The following is a 14,364-nucleotide window of genomic DNA, read 5'->3' as shown; positions in this document are numbered from 1 at the left end:
ATGGGATGGGCTGAGCTTGCGCCGGCACGGCTGGAGAACGAGCACGTCCTGCTCCGGCCGATCGAGCCGGCGGACCGGGCGGCACTGTGCGAGATCGCGCTGGATCCTGATATTTGGCGGTATTTCGTCTCGCTGGTGGAGACCGAGGCCGACTTCGACGAGTTCTTCGATGCGGCACTGGCGGATCAGCAGGCCGGGCGCCGGGTGGTCTTCTACATCGTGGACAAGGCCAGCGGCCGGGCCGCGGGCAGCATGAGCTACGGGAACCTGGCCGAGCGGGACGGCAGGCTGGAGATCGGCTGGTCTTGGCTCGGGCGCGACTTCCGCGGCCGCGGGCTCAACCGGTGGGCGAAATACCTACTGCTGGAACACGCCTTCGAACGGCTCGGCGCGGAACGGGTGGAGTTCAAGACCGACGTGCTCAACGAGCAGGCGCGTCATGGTCTGCGCAATATCGGGGCGACCGAGGAGGGGGTGCTGCGTAGTTTCAATCCGATGCCGGGTGGCCGGCGCCGCGACGCCATCTTCTACAGCGTGCTGCGCGGCGAATGGGCCGGTGTCAAAAGCAAATTGGCGGCCTATCCGAAGGTGCAGTTGGCGGGCGCCGTCGAATGAGCGCGGTCCTGCGGACTCCGTTCATCCGGGCCGAGGGTGATTGCTTCGCCCTCGGCCATCAGCATGGCCAGGCCAGGGCCGCCGACCTGCGGGCCTTCCTGGATGACGGGCTGTGCCGGTTGAACCGGCTGCTGCCCGACCCGGTCTCGCTGACCGAGCTGGAGCCGACGATCGACGCCTATCTGGCCGAGATCACCGCTGCGATACCGGAATTGGCCGAGGAGATCCGCGGGCTCGCCGCAGGGGCGGATATTTCACTGCGGGAGGCCGTCTTACTGCAAGTACGCCGCGAAATCCTTGGCTACCAGAAGATTCCGACCGCCGGGGACTGCACTACGTTCGCGGTGGCCGGGGCCGATCCGGTGCTGGCGCAGACCGTGGATCTCAACGGCAATCTCGACGATCAGATCAGTGTGCTGGAGATCGTGCGGAGCGGGACCTCACGGCGCGCGCTGGTGCTCAGTTTCGGTGGGTTGCTCGGCTATCTCGGTCTGAACAGCGACGGTCTCGCCGTGGGATTGAATCTCGTGCTCGGCGGGGAGTGGCGGCCGGGTGTGCCGCCCTACCTGGCTATCCGGCACCTGCTCGATCACGCGGGCTCGGTCGAGGAAGCGGTGGGCCTGTTGCGGGAGCTGCCGCTGGCGAGTTCGCGCAATATCGTGCTGTGTGACCGCAACGGCGCCGCCTATGTAGAAGCGCTGGGTACGGAATTCAGAGTCGAGTACGGGCCGAATGTGTTGCACACCAACCATTTCCTGCATCCGGACTTCGCGGCCCGGGACGAGATCAACGTGTTCGCCCGCAACTCTTCGGTCCGCAGGCTCGAGGTGTGCCGGACCCGACTCGCCACCGTGGGCACCGAACCGGAGGACCAGTTCGCCGTGCTGTCCGCGCCGCCGATCAACGTCACGGACAACGGGGACATTCGCCGCGAACGGACGGTGGCGGCGGTCGTCCTGTGTCCCGGTCGCGGCCAATTGCACCTGCGGCCAGGCGATCCCGCGGTGCACCCCACCGAAACCTTCACGCTGTCCTAGGAGCAACGATGAGCTTCGATGCGGGCATCCTCGCCCTTCCGTTCTACGAGCCGCGACATGTGCAGCGCGCCAAGCAGGTCGAGAGTTGGTGCGCGGAACACGCCGAGCTGTGGGATGACTCGGGCACCGACCCGGATGCGACCGGGCTACGGATTCTGCGGGCGCTCGGCGAGGACGGCTGGCTGGCCGCGCTGGATCCAGCCGCCGGGCCGGAAGGCTTGGCGGCCGGCGACTGCCGCTCCCTGTGCCTGCTGCGCGAGGGGCTGGCCTACGCCGACGATCTCGCCGATTTCGCGTTCTCGATCCAGGCGCTGGCTGCGACGCCGATCGTGCGCCACGGCACAGAAGAACAGCACCGACGGTATCTCGCGCCGATGGCGAAGGGCACGCTGTCCGGCGCTTTCGCCATCTCCGAGCCGGAGGCGGGTTCGGATGTCGCGGCGATCGGTCTGCGGGCCGATCGGAGCGCCGACGGTTATGTGCTGAACGGCGCGAAGGCGTGGATCGCGAACGGCGGTATCGCGGATCTGTTCTGCGTCATCGCGCGGACCGGCGAGGGACCGGGCGCGCTCGGGCTGACGGCGTTCCTGGTGCCCGCGAGCACGCCGGGATTGACGGTAAGCCAACGGGTTCCGCTGATCGCGCCCCGCTCCTTCGCCGATCTCGAGTTCACGGACTGCCACCTGCCGCCGGACAGCGTGCTCGGCCGGCCGGGCGCCGGTTTCGTGATCGCGATGGAGGTGCTCGAACGGTTCCGGATGACCGTGGGCGCGGCGGCGATCGGATTCGCCCGCCGGGCCACCGACGCCGCGTTGACCCACGCGAAGAGCCGGAAGATGTACGGCGGCAAGCAATTCGATTTGCAGCTGGTGAAGGCCACGTTCGCGGAGATCGAGGTCGAGCTGAACGCCGCGGCGTTGCTGGTGGCCCGCGCCGCGTGGGAGGCCGATCGCGGGGATCCGGCCGCGGCGAAACACTCCAGCATCGCCAAGCTGTATGCCACCGAGCACGCGCAGCACATCGTGGACGCCTGCGTGCAGGTCTTCGGCGCGGCGGGGTTGGTCGCGGACAGCGTGGCGGAGCGCCTGTACCGGCAGATCCGGTCGCTGCGGATCTATGAGGGCAGCTCCGAGGTGCAGAAGATGATCATCGCGGGCTCGCTCGGCGGCCGGGGGCGGGCGAAATGAGTGCCTTCCTGGCTCGGCCGCCTCGGCGCTCGGCCCGGGTGCGGCTGTTCTGCCTCCCGCATTCCGGCGGCGGCGCTTCGGTTTTCCGTGGCTGGCCGCAGGAGTTACCGGGCTGGGTGGACGTGGTGCCGGTGCTGCTCCCCGGCCGGGAGGAACGTGCGGGCGAGCCGCCGGTGGCCGATCTGGACGCATTGGCCGATGCGGTCGCCGACGCGATCCGTCCGCATCTGGACACGCCCTTCGCGTTGTTCGGGCACAGCCTCGGTGGCCTGCTGGCGTACCAGGTGGCGCTGCGGCTGCATCGGGCGCCGCTGGCACTACTGATCGCAGGCTTGGCCGCGCCGCACCGGCTTGCGCCGGAGCCGATGCACGAGCTGTCCGACGACGATCTGCTCGATCGGATCTTCGAAATGGGCGGCACCCCGGCCGAATTGCGCGACGAGCGGGATCTGCTGCGCTCCGCGTTGCCCGCGCTGCGCGCGGACGTGACGATGTTCTGCACCTACCGGCATCGGCCTGCCCCGCCGGTGGCGTGCCCGATCGTGGTCTTCAGCGGCCGGGACGACGCTCTTGCCGCACCGGACGATGCCGCCGAGTGGGACGCACTCACCGACGGGGGCGTGCGAACACGCGAATTGCCCGGCGGTCATTTCTTCGTCCGCACCCATCGCCGCGAGCTGACCCGGATGATCACCGCGGAGTTGCGCCGTCGCCTGCCACCGAGCGACCTGCCCCGGACACCGGCTCCGGAACCCGTCCGTCGCGGGCGCATCGAACCGGTGGCGGTGGTCGGCATCGGCTGCCGATTGCCGGGCGCCGATGGGCCGCAGGCACTTTGGCGGCTGCTGGTCGACGGCGTGGATGCGGTGACCGAGGTGCCCGCGGAGCGCACCGAGCATCCGGCCGTGTTCGGTCGGCTGCCCGCGGTGCCGTCCGGGTTTCGCCGCTTCGGCGGATTCCTGGACGACGTCGAGGGTTTCGACGCGGCGTTCTTCGGCATCTCGCCCCGCGAGGCCGATCGGATGGATCCGCAGCAGCGGTTGCTGCTGGAGGTGGCCTGGGAGGCATTGGAAGACGCGGGGATTCCGCCGGCCGCGCTGGCAGGCACGCGCACCGGTGTTTTCGTCGGGCAGATGGGCCGGGACTATTGGGAATTGCAGGCCCGGCAGAGTTCGCTCGACCTGCACGCGCTGACCGGCGGCGGGCTGTCCTCGTTCCTGTCCGGGCGGATCTCGTTCGCGCTGGATCTGCGTGGGCCGAGCGTTTCGGTCGATACGGCGTGCTCGTCGTCCCTGACCGCGGTGCACTTGGCCTGGCAGAGCCTGCAACTCGGCGATTCGGACGTGGCGCTGGCCGCCGGGGCGAATCTGGTGCTGCTGCCCGAACTCGCCACCATCTACGAGCAGGTCGGGTTGATGTCGCGGCGGGGGCGCTGCCGCTTCGGCGACGCGACCGGCGACGGGTTCGTCCGGTCCGAAGGCGTCGGGGTGGTGGTGCTCAAACCGCTGGCGCAGGCGCGTGCCGACGGCAATCGCGTGTACGCGGTGATCGCGGGTAGCGCGAGCAATAACGACGGCAGCGGCGGCGGTTCGCTGGTCGCACCGGCGCAGGACGCGCAGGAGCGGTTGCTGCGCGACGCGCTGGACCGGGCGGGGGTCGACCCTGCCGCGGTGGATTACGTGGAAGCCCATGGCACCGGGACGAATACGGGTGATGCGATCGAGCTGCGGGCACTGTCCCAGGTGTTCGGTGGAACGCGCCCCGAGGGGCGGCCGTGTTTGGTCGGCTCGGTGAAGACCAATATCGGCCATCCCGAGGGGGCGGCCGGTATCTCGGGCTTCATCAAAACCGTGCTGAGCGTGCATAATCGGTTGATTCCGGGGAATCCACTGCTGACCGAGCCGCATCCGGTCCTGCTGGAGCGAGACACTCCGCTGCGGGTGCCGACCGAACCTGTTGCATGGCCTGAGGATTCGTCGCCGGTCGCCGGGGTGACGTCCTTCGGTTTGTCCGGGACCAACGTGCACGTCGTGCTGACCGCCGCTCCCGCGTCCGCGGAAACGGACGACGACGATGCGCCACAGCCGCTGGTGCTGCCGATCTCTGCCCGCGATCCCGTTGCTGCACAGGCACTTATGTCGGCCTATGCCGACCGGCTGGACGGCGCGGATCCGGTCACCGCGCGGCGGGTGTGCGCCGTCGCGGCGCGTGGTCGGGCGCATCACGAATGGCGTTCGGCGGTAGCCGCATCCGACGGTGACGGACTGGCCGCCGCGTTGCGCGACCGGCTGCTCGACGAGGTCACCCAGCAACCCAACGGCGGAAGCCGCGTTGCCTTCGTCTTTCCCGGACACGGCAGCCAGTGGGTCGGCATGGGTCGCGAGCTGCTGAACACCTCGGCCGTATTCCGGGACGCGATCGAAAACTGTGACGCGGCAATTCGATCCGCGGCCGGCTGGTCGCTGCTGAAGCTGCTCGCCGACGACGACGGGACGGAGCTGGCGAAGACCGCAGTGATCCAGCCGGCGGTGTGGGCCATGCAGGTGGCGTTGGCACAGCATCTGCGCTCCTGGGGAATTCGGCCCGATGTGGTCATCGGGCACAGTTTCGGCGAGATCGCCGCCGCCACGGTCGCGGGAGCGATCGATCTCGCCACCGCCGCCGAACTCATCTGTCGCCGTGGTGAACTCACCGCGCAGGCGGACGGGCTGGGCGGGATGGTCGCGGTGGCGATGCCGGTCGCCGAGGCGGAGGCGGCCGCCGGACGCTACGGCGATCGGATCGTGGTCGCCGCGCGCAACAGCCCTCGCCTGACCGTGTTGTCCGGCGAAAGCGACGCACTGGACGAATTGCTCGCCGAACTGCGCGAGAGTGGCGCGCGCGCCGGGCGGGTGCGGATCAACTTCGCGTCGCACAGCCGGTTCATGGATCCGCTGCAACCGCAGCTGATCTCCGCGCTCACCGGAATGCGGGCCGAGGCTGTCGCCGTGCCGTTCCGGTCCACGGTCACCGGCGAGCGCATGTCCGGTCCGGATCTCGACGCCCGGTACTGGGCCGGCAACCTGAGGTCCGCCGTTCGATTCACCGACGCGATCGAGGCCGAAAATGCGCTGGGTCCAACGGTTTTCCTCGAGATCAGCCCGCATTCGGTACTCGCGCAGGCCATCGAGCAATGCCTCGCCGACAGTGACAGCGGTACGGCGGTTGCCGGGTTGCGCCGGGACGAGTCCGAGGCCGCGCGGCTCGCGGAGATCCTCGCCCGCCTCTACACCGCCGGTATCGATCCGGATTGGACCGCGCTGTACCCGACGCTCACCGTTCCGGAGGAGATGCCGACCTACCCGTGGCAGCGTCGGCGCACCTGGTTCACGCCGGTCGAATCGGCGGCGGTCGACACACCGATCGCGGAGAAAGCTGCCCCGCCGCCGGTCCCGGCCGATGGTGGGCTGCTAGACACGCTGACCGCCGAGCTCGGCGCGGTGCTCGGCCTTCCCGCGCAACGGATTCCGCGCCGGCGTCCGTTGCGCGACATCGGTTGTGACTCGCTGGCCGCGGTCGAGATCCGGGCCCGGCTCGAACAGCGCTGGGGAGCCGAGATTTCGTCGAGCGCGGTGCTCGCGGCGAGCGTCGAAGACCTCGCCGAGGCGATCACCGCTAGCCACCCCGACCCGGGTGGCCGGAAAGAAATGGAGGGATAGCCGTGACTTTGCCGCAATATCCCGGAGGCGGCCCCGCAGTGCCGTCGCTACCGGAGCACGACCCCGACGACCCGATCGAGAACGCGGTGATCAGCAGGCTCACCGCGAACTGGCATCGGCGCGCGATGGTGAAGCGCCCCGAGCCCGACCTGGACGAACTGTTCGAACCCGACCGGCCCGACTATCCGGAAGGCCTGATCCCGTTCCGGGAGCACCCGACCTACCAGGCCATGGACCCCGACCTCCGGGCGCGGTTGCTCGGCTGGGGCTGGGTGGCCTTCAACAAGCACATCATGGACACCGAACAGCACGTGGTGAATCCGACCTTCGCGCTGGTCATCGAGGAAACGTTCGACACCGGCCTGGAGATGGAGACGCTGACCACCAGCATGACCCAGGCGATGCTCGACGAGCAGTACCACACCCTCATGCACCTCAACGCCAGTTCGGTGATGCGGCGCCGGCGCGGCTGGCGGATGCCGGAGACCGCACTCCCGCTCGGGCACAAGGCCTCCCGGCTCCGGCAGCGCATGGCCAGGAGCGAACACCCCTGGCAACGCGAGCTCAGTGCGCTCGCCTTCACCACGGTCGCCGAGATCTCGATCAACTCCTACCTCGATCTGATCGCCGAGGACGACGAGATCCAGCCGATCAACAAGGTCACCGCGACCATGCACAACCGCGACGAGTACTGCCACTCCTCGATCGCCGACGAGATCGCCAAGGCGGTGTATCACCGGCTCGGTCCGGCTGAACGCGCCCTGTTCCGGGAGGCTATGGTCGACGGGCTGGAAGCGTTCGCCGCGAACAACTTTCCGACCTGGCACCGGATCGTCGATCTGGTCGGGTTCGACGGCGGACACGAGATGCTGCGGGAGGTCGAGCACGACCCGTCGGCGAAGCGGTTGCTGTCCAATTTCAGTGGGCTGCACAAGTTCTGCAGCGAGCTGGACATACTCGAGGAGCTCACGTTCGATTGGTCAACGGTGACGATCGAGGGCCCGTGAGGGCCGACTCGACAGCTGACACCACGGCGGTCACGCCGAAATCTGCGGTGGCGGTGCCGATCTGGCTGGTTGCCGTCGGCGTTTCGCTGGTCGCGCTGAACCTGCGGCCGCCGATCACGGCGATTTCGACGCTGATGCCGCAGGTGCAGGAGCAGGAGGGGTTCAACAGCACCGTCGCCAGCCTGCTGGTGGCGGTGCCGATCGCCTGCTGGGTGGGGTTCTCCGGGCTGACGCCGCGGATCGGCGGCAAACTCGGGCTCAACCGCACCATCGGGTTCGCGCTGCTGGTGTTGTTGGCCGGCTTCGGCATTCGACTGCTGCCCGGTGTACCCGCGCTGTTCGCCGGGACCGCGATCATCGGTCTGGCCATCACCGTCGGCAACGTCCTGGTGCCTGCTGCGATCAAACGCGATCACCCGGCGCACGTCGGGCTGCTGACCGGGCTCTACACGATGTCGCTGTACACCGGCGCGGCCGCGGCCTCCGGAATCACGCTGCCGCTGCAAGATGCCACCGGGTTCGGCTGGCGTGCGACGCTGGGTCTGTGGGCAGTCCCCGTGGTCATCGCGTGGTTGGTTTGGTTGCCGCAGTTGCGTGTACACAGTGCGGCGGGCACCGGCCCCGCGTCGGAGGCCACGCCGCGCAGCCTGTGGTTGCAGCCGCTGGCCTGGGCGGTGACCATCTTCTTCGCCATGCCCGCACTGCTGTTCTATACCGTTTCCGCTTGGCTGCCAACGATTCTCGTAGATGCCGGGATGAATGCCTCGTTGGCGGGCGGCATGCTCTCGGTGGCCAATCTGGTCGCGGTCCCCTCCGCTCTCGCCATGTCCATTGTGGTGAACCGCAACGAACGGCAAGTCCGGGCCGCGACCTCGACCGGTGCCGTGCTGGCCATTGCCTTTGTGGGACTGCTGATTTCGCCGACCGGCGGGGCGATCGTGTGGATGATCCTGCTCGGCGCCGGACTGGGCGCGGGCACCGCGATCGGCTACTCGCTACCCATTCTCCGAACGCACGACGCACAGACAACAGCGAAACTGACCGCGATGAGCCAAATCGCCGGGTTCGCCCTATGCGCGATCGGTCCGGTGCTGGCTGGTGCGCTGCACGACCTGACCCACGCCTGGACCTCGGTCTTGGTCCTGTTGGTGGCGCTGTCCATCGTGCAGATCGTGTCAGGCGCACGAGCCGGCACCCCACGCTTCGTCTCTTGAGCAATCCTTTCCGGGCGCTATGTCCTACGGGGGCAGTGAATCTCGCTGCCCCCTATGCCGTTTCGCCGTTCGGTCCGTAGAGTCGGGCTACATCGGGCGAGTCGAGCCACTTGGAGTAGGTGGGCGACTTGGGCCAGCCGTCGGGGGAATCCTGCCATTCTTCCTGGCGGCCCCACGGCAGGGTGTCGATCAATGCGAAGGTGTAGCTGAGCTGTTCGGTGCCGCGGCCGTTGGTGTGCCAGGTGCGGTAGACCTTGTCGCCGTCGCGGAGGAAGACGTTCACCCCGAAGCCTGCGCCGGGCGGGGCATCCACGTCCGCGCCGAACGAGCTTTCCGCGGACGAGTACCAGTCCATCTTGTTGCCGACCTTGGCCTTGTAGGCCAGCGCTTCCTCGATGGGTCCGTTGGTGACGATGACGAAGCGGGCGTCGTAGTTGGCCAGCAGGTCCAAGCGGACGTACTGCGAGGTGAGCCCGGTGCAGCCGCCGCACTGCCACTCCGCGCCGTCGGACCACATGTGGTTGTAGACGATGAGTTGCGAACGGCCGTCGAACACGTCGACCAGCCGGACCGGACCGTCCGCGCCGATCAGCGTGTAGTCGGGGAGTTCGACCATTGGCAGCTTGCGGCGCTGGGCGGCGATGGCGTCGAGTTCGCGGGTGGCGGCCTTCTCGCGGATCCGCAGCTCGTCGAGCGCGGCTTGCCAGGTCTGCTTGTCCACGACAGGGGGCAGGGCGGTGGTGGTGGTCTTCTCGGTCAAGGTTCCTCCCGGGCTCGGATGGATCAGCTCTGCTGTGTAGACCCGGGACAGCCACGAAAATCATCGGTCTCGGGCCGGTTCATCGATACCAGCCGAGGTCTCTGCTAACGTCGATACCTAGCAGATCTAGGTATCGGAGTCCGGTGCATATCGACAAAGACTTGGTGGCGGCGTCGGCGACGCCGTTGGTGCTCGGGATACTCGCCGACGGCGAGTCCTACGGGTACGCGATTCTCAAGCGGGTCAACGAGCTGTCCGGCGGGCGCATGCAATGGACCGACGGGATGCTCTATCCGCTGCTGCACCGGTTGGAACGGCTGGGTCATGTGACATCGAGCTGGCAGTCCGGCGACAGCGGGCGGCGGCGCAAACACTATGCGATCACCGATTCGGGTCGGGCCGCGCTCGCGGAACGCCGCACCCAGTGGGCGGTCGTGGCCGAGGCACTCGGGCAGGTCTGGCGCAGCGTCGAGCAGCCGCCGAACGTGGCGAAGGGATGGGCGTGATGAGTACCGATGCCGAACTGGAGTCGCAGATCGGGCAGTGGCGTGGCTACGTCCAGCGCCATCAGGCGATATCGGCCGCCGACGTCGAGGAGATGGAAGACCATCTGCGCGAGCAGGTTTCGGATCTGACCGGGGCTGGGCTGGCGTCGGACGAGGCGTTCCTGGTCGCGGTCAAACGGATGGGCAGCGTGGATTCGATCTCGCGCGAGTTCGCCCGGGAGCATTCCGATCGGCTGTGGAAACAGCTGGTACTGCTGCCCGCGGAACCCGAGGGCGGCGGCGCGCGGCCCAAGCGGGAGTTGGTGGTCGTGCTCGCGCTGGCCGTTGTCGCGGCGCTGACGTTGAAGACCGGGCTTGCGGTACTCGACGGGGCCGCGGCCGCGCGGAATCTCAGCCTGTTCGTATTGCCCTTCCTCGCTGGGTATTTCGCGTGGAAGCGGCAGGTGCGGCCGCGCGTCGCCGCCGCGTTGCTGGTGCCGTTCGCGCTGGCGGCGATCATGCTGAACGTTTTTCCGTTCGACCCGGAGGGATCGACGGAGGTCATTGCGGCGATCCACGCGCCGATCGCGTTGTGGTTCGTCGTCGGCCTCGCCTACGTCGGCGGGGAATGGCAATCCGACCGGCGCCGAATGGATTTCATCCGATTCACCGGTGAGTGGATCGTCTATCTCACCCTGCTCGCGTTCGGCGGCGGCGTGCTGATGGGACTGACCGTCAACGCGTTCGACACGCTCGGCATGAGCATCGAATGGGTCATCGAGGACTGGGTGGTGCCGTTCGGCATCGCGGGTGCGGTGATCGTCGCGGCATGGCTGGTCGAGGCCAAGCAGAACGTGGTGGAGAATATCGCGCCGGTGCTCACTCGCGTGTTCACCCCGCTCACCGTCGTGATGCTGCTCGCGCTGCTGGTGGCGTTCGCGGCCAACCGCAGCGTCATCGACATCGACCGCAATCTGCTGATCCTGATGGACCTGATTCTCGTGGTGGTGCTCGGATTGCTGCTGTACGCGATCTCCGCGCGCGACCCGCGGAGCGCACCCGACACCTTCGACCGGCTGCAACTGATCCTGGTCGTCAGCGCCCTCGCCGTCGACGTGGTGATGCTGGCCGCAATGCTCTCGCGCATCGCGGAATTCGGCTTCACCGCGAACAAGACCGTGGCGCTCGGCATGAACCTGGTACTGCTGGTGAACCTGGCCTGGTCGGTCTGGCTCGGCTTCGGATTCGTCCGCGGCCGACGCGGATTCGCCGATGTCGAACGCTGGCAAACCCGCTACCTGCCGGTCTACGGCGCATGGGCCGCCGCCGTAATCGTCGTACTACCACCAATTTTCGACTTCGCCTGAGCAGCGGCTGCTCGAGTCGTGTTCTTTCAGGACGGCTCGAGGAGTTTGGCCAGTGCGATGGTGTCGTTCAGGTAGCGGTCGTAGGGGAAGTCGGCGGCGAGTAGGGCGGTGCGTAGTTCGTCGGAGAGGGGTTTGCCGGTGGTGTGGAAGGCATTTCGGCCGGCTTCGGTGATGGCGACCAGCCGGCGGCGTTTGTGGTCGGGGTCGGTTTTGATCTGGACCAGGCCGGCTTCTTCCAGGGGGCGGAGGGCGCGGCTGACGGCTGGATCGGAGACTGCCAGGGCTTGGGCCAGTTGGTGCTGGGTGACCGGTTCGATCTCTTCCAGCGTTCCCAGCAGGCGTATTTGGCTGTAGCTCAGGCCGGAAGTGTTGTCTACCCGCCGGCGGGTTGCTTCGCCGAGCAGGTACACCACGCGATGCAGCAAATCTCCGAGTCCATCGTCCACAGTTCGAGCATAACCGAGTCTTGTCCGGTTAAGACTCGTCGGCGGAAGCGCGGCGCTCTCGAGGCCGAGCGCCGCGCCCAATCCGCCATTGGTCACTAGTGCGGTGTTCATGCGGTCCGATTCCCGGCCGCACGCGCCGAGTCGATCACGCTGCCGACAACAAGGCCGGGGACTGCTCGGTGGCGGACAGTCGTTGCGCGCGGCGGGCGAGGATGATCACGACCGCGGGGAGGAGCAGGTCGCAGACCAGGACTCCCCCGGTGTTGCCGGGCTCGTGGTCGCCATTGGCGAACCACTGGTAGACGTGGCCGATCAGCGCGCCCCAGAGGAACATTCCGGCACCGAGGCCGATGGTGATGCGCTCGCGGGCAGTAGCCGAGACGGCGCGGAAGCCCATGACGGCGAGGCCGAGGTTGGCGAACGCGATCTCGAACTGGAACGGGGTCGACTCGAAGCCGATGGCGTCGGCCATGACCTGCGGCACCGCGAGGAACGTGATCGTCATCCACAGGCTGCCGAAGCCGAGTGCGACGACGGCCCACCACCGCTGCCAGGTCTCCAGCGCCGCTTGACGGGAGGGGCTGTGCCGCGTGGCAACGAATGCGCCGACGACCGCGATCAGCGGCCAAATCAGGGGGACGGAGGTCTGGACGAGGTACGAGATCGGGTTCATGCGTTCAGTCTTGCATGGTTAATATTAACTAAGCAAGACTCAATTTCGGCCCGCCGGTTCCGTGGGCCCAGAGAGCGCGTTGGTACCGGTCAGGCCAGGCCGTTCGGCCCGTCGGGCGCGAACAGGCCCGGGGAAACGAGCCCCCGACCCCGGAACGCACCACAGATGCCGTGCTCGCCCCCCCCCCGCTACTACCGGGCCGTTTTCACCAACGATCCCCTGGGCGCGCACCCTCATTACGCACCTACCGCCGGGCTGAAGCGCACAGCACAGGAGACGCAATGGGAACTACACCGATCGAGCCGCGCGCCTTGACCGAGCTCGAAATCGGTGTAGTGACCAAACTGCTGTCCACCGGAAAGGCCGGAGCCGGCGACTATTTGGCGCAGATTCCGGTTGCGCTGGTCAACGCCACCGGGGGGTGTCGGTTCGCCCAGCGTGGATGCGGTGGTACCCGCCGACTTGGCGACAGCATCCGGTTCACCGGACAGGATCTTCGCCAGCGGAGGGGTCACCGACCGTGACGGGACACCGATCGGCGAGGTCATTCTGTGGGTCGAGCACGGCAGGCTCGCCGGTATCGAATACGCCTGGTACACAGACGCGCGACCACTGACATTGCCGGAGCCGGAGCAGATCGAGGTCTCATAGGGCGAGACAGGTCGAATCACCGCGCGATTCAACATCTTTCGACATGCTCAAGGTAGGCAGCGGGTGAGCAGGCCGCGGATCTGTTCCGCGGTGGGCGGCGTGGTCGCCGCCATCCCGCGCAAGGTGATTCCCTGCGCGGCGTCGGTGAGCAGGGTCGCGGTCGCTGGGTCGGTGTAGTGGGTATACATCGTGCGGGTGGCTTCGGTGAAGCGGTCCGCGATCGGGCGTAGGGCGGGACGGCGGATCGCGGCGACATACAACTCGAGCTGCACGGTGGTGATGGTGCGTTCGGCGGTGAAGCAGCCGATCAGGGCGGCCGCGGTCTGATCGATGAGGTCGGCGATCGTCAGCGCAGGCCGCTCGCCGGGGATGGCGGCCATGATGGCGGCGTAGTCGTCGACGCAGATTTCGAGTGCGGCGACGAGCAGATCTTCCTTGTCCTTGTAGTGGTAGGTGGTGCCGGCGATCGGGACATCGGCGGCCTCGGCGACCGCGCGGTGGGTCAGGCCCTCCACGCCGCGCTCGCCGATGACCTGGATCGCGGCTCGCGCGATGCGCTGCCGCCGGTTCGGATCGAATCGGCGCCGCCGCACGGGCTCAGCGGCATCCGAACCCAGGGCCACCTCGGCCATTCTTGCCTCCATCGCAGGTGTTCGAGCTAGTCACGCACCTTGCAGGGTACAGATGTACCTAATGCGACGTGTGACACATCGAGGGAAATTCACCGCGCTCGTAAGGTACAAATGTACCTATCCGACCCGCCGCCCAGGTGGCGTCATTGAACAGAGGGAGTAGGCAGATGCCGTTCGCACCCTGTCTCGGAGTCAAGGACACGGCGGTCAGCAAGGCGTTCTACGAGCAGCTCGGCTTCACCGTGGACAGCCGGACCGCGACCGAAACCGACGACATCCACATGGTCCTGTTCGACGGCCAGTTCTGCGGGATGCTCTACCGGCACGCGCAACTGGAGAACTGGCTGCCGCCGTTGCAGGGCAAGGCGATCGGGTTCACCGGCATGTTCTACCTCGAGGTCGAGAACTTCCAGGCCATGCTCGACACCTGTGCCGCGGTCACTGACATCATTCGCGGACCGTCGGCCGATCACACCGGCACCCGCGAGTTCTACATCGCCGATCCCGACGGCTACATCATCGGCGTCAACGACGCGGTCTCGCGCCGCAACAGCGACCTCGTAGGCCAGCACTGACCGCGAAAGCCCCTCTG

General features: G+C 67.4%; 14 protein-coding genes. 10 read left to right on the top strand and 4 right to left on the bottom strand.

The genetic code is table 11. The features are described 5' to 3' along the window. From AB0M22_RS00995 to AB0M22_RS00970, 6 genes are read left to right on the top strand one after another with little or no spacing between them, the layout of a single operon-like run. Nucleotides 1–615 (top strand): GNAT family N-acetyltransferase, encoded by a 615-nt coding sequence (locus AB0M22_RS00995; RefSeq protein WP_364719374.1) that lies wholly within the window; start codon nucleotides 1–3, stop codon nucleotides 613–615. Then, complete coding sequence (locus AB0M22_RS00990; RefSeq protein ID WP_364719371.1) at nucleotides 612–1,652, top strand: C45 family peptidase; 1,041 nt, start codon at nucleotides 612–614, stop codon at nucleotides 1,650–1,652. The genes AB0M22_RS00995 and AB0M22_RS00990 overlap by 4 nt, the downstream gene beginning before the upstream one ends. A gap of 8 nt (nucleotides 1,653–1,660) precedes the next feature. Continuing rightward, a complete protein-coding gene (locus AB0M22_RS00985; RefSeq protein ID WP_364719369.1) occupies nucleotides 1,661–2,839 on the top strand; it encodes an acyl-CoA dehydrogenase family protein in 1,179 nt (392 codons plus the stop codon). Beyond that, nucleotides 2,836–6,537: an alpha/beta fold hydrolase gene (locus AB0M22_RS00980; RefSeq protein ID WP_364719366.1), complete on the top strand. Its 3,702-nt coding sequence runs from the start codon at nucleotides 2,836–2,838 to the stop codon at nucleotides 6,535–6,537. The genes AB0M22_RS00985 and AB0M22_RS00980 overlap by 4 nt, the downstream gene beginning before the upstream one ends. A 2-nt stretch (nucleotides 6,538–6,539) precedes the next feature. Beyond that, nucleotides 6,540–7,544: a diiron oxygenase gene (locus AB0M22_RS00975; protein WP_364719363.1), complete on the top strand. Its 1,005-nt coding sequence runs from the start codon at nucleotides 6,540–6,542 to the stop codon at nucleotides 7,542–7,544. Then, nucleotides 7,541–8,758: an MFS transporter gene (locus AB0M22_RS00970; RefSeq protein ID WP_364719361.1), complete on the top strand. Its 1,218-nt coding sequence runs from the start codon at nucleotides 7,541–7,543 to the stop codon at nucleotides 8,756–8,758. Before AB0M22_RS00975 ends, AB0M22_RS00970 begins: the two co-directional genes overlap by 4 nt. A gap of 52 nt (nucleotides 8,759–8,810) precedes the next feature. Here the strand turns inward: AB0M22_RS00970 and AB0M22_RS00965 are convergent, their stop codons facing one another. Beyond that, nucleotides 8,811–9,518: a DUF899 family protein gene (locus tag AB0M22_RS00965; protein WP_364719359.1), complete on the bottom strand. Its 708-nt coding sequence runs from the start codon at nucleotides 9,516–9,518 to the stop codon at nucleotides 8,811–8,813. A 143-nt stretch (nucleotides 9,519–9,661) separates the two neighbouring features. Between AB0M22_RS00965 and AB0M22_RS00960 the strand changes: the two genes are divergently transcribed. Together AB0M22_RS00960 and AB0M22_RS00955 are read left to right on the top strand one after the other, a co-directional pair. Further along, nucleotides 9,662–10,024 (top strand): PadR family transcriptional regulator, encoded by a 363-nt coding sequence (locus AB0M22_RS00960; RefSeq protein ID WP_364719356.1) that lies wholly within the window; start codon nucleotides 9,662–9,664, stop codon nucleotides 10,022–10,024. Then, nucleotides 10,024–11,370 carry a permease prefix domain 1-containing protein gene (locus tag AB0M22_RS00955; RefSeq protein WP_364719353.1) on the top strand — a complete coding sequence of 449 codons (1,347 nt, stop codon included), beginning with the start codon at nucleotides 10,024–10,026 and terminating at the stop codon, nucleotides 11,368–11,370. The genes AB0M22_RS00960 and AB0M22_RS00955 overlap by 1 nt, the downstream gene beginning before the upstream one ends. A gap of 26 nt (nucleotides 11,371–11,396) precedes the next feature. Here the strand turns inward: AB0M22_RS00955 and AB0M22_RS00950 are convergent, their stop codons facing one another. Both AB0M22_RS00950 and AB0M22_RS00945 read right to left on the bottom strand, forming a co-directional pair. After that, nucleotides 11,397–11,816, bottom strand: a complete 420-nt coding sequence (locus tag AB0M22_RS00950) for a MarR family transcriptional regulator (protein WP_364719350.1) — start codon at nucleotides 11,814–11,816, stop codon at nucleotides 11,397–11,399. Nucleotides 11,817–11,961: 145 nt separating this feature from the next. Beyond that, nucleotides 11,962–12,489 (bottom strand): DUF6790 family protein, encoded by a 528-nt coding sequence (locus AB0M22_RS00945; protein WP_364719348.1) that lies wholly within the window; start codon nucleotides 12,487–12,489, stop codon nucleotides 11,962–11,964. 438 nt (nucleotides 12,490–12,927) lie between these two features. Here AB0M22_RS00945 and AB0M22_RS00940 point away from each other — a divergent pair, with 438 nt between their 5' ends. After that, nucleotides 12,928–13,140 carry a hypothetical protein gene (locus tag AB0M22_RS00940; RefSeq protein WP_364719346.1) on the top strand — a complete coding sequence of 71 codons (213 nt, stop codon included), beginning with the start codon at nucleotides 12,928–12,930 and terminating at the stop codon, nucleotides 13,138–13,140. Nucleotides 13,141–13,187: 47 nt separating this feature from the next. On the opposite strand, the gene AB0M22_RS00935 is transcribed toward AB0M22_RS00940, so the two are convergent. Then, nucleotides 13,188–13,772: a TetR family transcriptional regulator gene (locus AB0M22_RS00935; protein ID WP_364719343.1), complete on the bottom strand. Its 585-nt coding sequence runs from the start codon at nucleotides 13,770–13,772 to the stop codon at nucleotides 13,188–13,190. Nucleotides 13,773–13,939: 167 nt separating this feature from the next. Between AB0M22_RS00935 and AB0M22_RS00930 the strand changes: the two genes are divergently transcribed. After that, nucleotides 13,940–14,347 (top strand): VOC family protein, encoded by a 408-nt coding sequence (locus tag AB0M22_RS00930; protein WP_364719341.1) that lies wholly within the window; start codon nucleotides 13,940–13,942, stop codon nucleotides 14,345–14,347. The last annotated feature ends 17 nt before the right edge of the window (nucleotides 14,348–14,364 follow it).

The sequence above is a fragment of the Nocardia sp. NPDC051756 genome (assembly GCF_040681495.1).
Lineage (GTDB): Bacteria > Actinomycetota > Actinomycetes > Mycobacteriales > Mycobacteriaceae > Nocardia.
The sequence above is the reverse complement of the archived record's forward strand: the minus strand, read 5'-3'. Positions and strand labels throughout refer to the sequence as shown.

Coding starts and splice junctions, on each gene's coding strand:
- AB0M22_RS00995 (WP_364719374.1), top strand. CDS start 1: ATGGGATGGGCTGAGCTTGCGCCGGCACGGCTGGAGAACGAGCACGTC.
- AB0M22_RS00990 (WP_364719371.1), top strand. CDS start 612: ATGAGCGCGGTCCTGCGGACTCCGTTCATCCGGGCCGAGGGTGATTGC.
- AB0M22_RS00985 (WP_364719369.1), top strand. CDS start 1,661: ATGAGCTTCGATGCGGGCATCCTCGCCCTTCCGTTCTACGAGCCGCGA.
- AB0M22_RS00980 (WP_364719366.1), top strand. CDS start 2,836: ATGAGTGCCTTCCTGGCTCGGCCGCCTCGGCGCTCGGCCCGGGTGCGG.
- AB0M22_RS00955 (WP_364719353.1), top strand. CDS start 10,024: ATGAGTACCGATGCCGAACTGGAGTCGCAGATCGGGCAGTGGCGTGGC.
- AB0M22_RS00945 (WP_364719348.1), bottom strand. CDS start 12,489: ATGAACCCGATCTCGTACCTCGTCCAGACCTCCGTCCCCCTGATTTGG.
- AB0M22_RS00935 (WP_364719343.1), bottom strand. CDS start 13,772: ATGGCCGAGGTGGCCCTGGGTTCGGATGCCGCTGAGCCCGTGCGGCGG.
- AB0M22_RS00930 (WP_364719341.1), top strand. CDS start 13,940: ATGCCGTTCGCACCCTGTCTCGGAGTCAAGGACACGGCGGTCAGCAAG.